2 protein-coding genes are annotated in these 1,509 nt (G+C 68.8%); both read right to left on the bottom strand.

Annotated elements, in window-relative coordinates:
* Positions 1–531 (bottom strand): beta-ketoacyl synthase N-terminal-like domain-containing protein (locus tag ICC28_RS39910; RefSeq protein ID WP_188293776.1); only part of this gene is annotated, 531 nt, incomplete at its 3' end.
* A 65-nt stretch (positions 532–596) separates the two neighbouring features.
* The coding region (locus ICC28_RS39905) for a beta-ketoacyl reductase (RefSeq protein ID WP_188293775.1) at positions 597–1,509 on the bottom strand (913 nt) is incomplete at its 5' end.

The following is a 1,509-nucleotide window of genomic DNA, read 5'->3' as shown; positions in this document are numbered from 1 at the left end:
GAGCGTGTAACCCTCGACGTTCTCCGGCGGGTTGTCCATGTCGGGGATGTAGGCCGAGGTGGAGGCACCGACGAACACACCCGTCGAACTGCCCTTGAGAGCCTGCGGGTTCATCCCCGCACGCTCCAGAGCCTCCCAGGACGCCTCCAGCAGCAGACGCTGCTGCGGGTCCATCGCCAGCGCCTCACGCGGAGAGATCCCGAAGAACTCCGCGTCGAAGCCCGCCACATCGTCCATGAAGCCGCCGCGCCGGACATAGGACTTGCCCTGGCTGTCCGGGTCGGGGTCGTACAGGTTCTCCGGCCAGTCGCGGTCGGTGGGCAGCTCGGAGGTGGCGTCGACGCCCGCCGCGACCAGGTCCCACAACTCCTCCGGGGACCGCACCCCGCCCGGCAGGCGGCAGGCCATCCCGACCACGGCGATCGGCTCCTGGATGATGGCGGTCAGTCGCTCGGTCTCGCGCTGCAGCCGCTCGGTCTCCTTGAGCGAGGCTCGCAGCGCCTCGATGATTTCCTGGTTCGACGTGGTCATGCTGGGGCTCCGCTCTAGCAGGTGGGCGTCAGTGCAAGAGGACGACGGGAATTCGACGACGGGGCCTACGACTCGCCGCGAGCCAGGCGTACGAGATCCTCGATCGCCAGCGAGTCGATCCTGCTCGGCTCTTCTTCGTCGCCGGGGTCGGGTGTTGCGGCCTCCGCCACGCCGTCGGCGTCCGCTGCGGGCACGAGACTGCTCAAGTACTCGGCCAGGGCCTCGGCGTTGGGGTGGTCGAACACGGCGATCGGTGAGAACCGGACGCCGGTCGACCGGCTGATGCGGTTGCGCAGCTCGATGGCGGTCACCGAGTCGATGCCGAGCTCCTTGAAGGCCTGACCGGCGTCCAGGGTCTGCGCCCCCGAGTGGCCGAGCACGGTGGCCAGTTCAGCGGAGACGATGTCAATCAGTTCCTCGCGGCGCTGTGGCGCGGACAGCGCTGCGAGCCGTTCCAGCGGGTCGGGGCCGTCCTCACCGAAGGCACCGGCGTCATGGCTGATCGGGTCGATCAGCTCCGAAATCAGCGGATACGGCCGTGCGGCAACGGACCGTTCGGCGACACGGTTCCAGTCCACGTTGGCGATCGCGACCGTGGTGTCGCCGTTGTCCAGAGCCTGCTGGAGCGCGACGACGCCGAGGTGAGGCGTTATCAGATCCATGCCGCCGAGCGCGATCCACTCCTGGAAGCTCTCCTCCTCGGCCATGCCGCCGCCGGCCCATGCACCCCAGGCGATCGACGTCGCCGGCAGGCCCAGGGACCTGCGGTACTCGGCGAACGCGTCCAGATAGGCGTTGGCCGCCGCGTAGGCGCCCTGGCCCACATTGGGCAGCAGGCTGCCGAACGACGAGTACAGGACGAACGCGGCCAGGTCGTGGTTCAGCGTCAGCTCGTGCAGATTCCGCACGGACTGCGCCTTGGACTGCAGGACCCGCTCCAACTGCTCCGGCGTGATCGCGCTCAGCGGACGGTCGTCC

Source organism: Streptomyces sp. TRM68416 (genome assembly GCF_014596915.1).
Classification (GTDB): domain Bacteria; phylum Actinomycetota; class Actinomycetes; order Streptomycetales; family Streptomycetaceae; genus Streptomyces.
The sequence above is the reverse complement of the archived record's forward strand: the minus strand, read 5'-3'. Positions and strand labels throughout refer to the sequence as shown.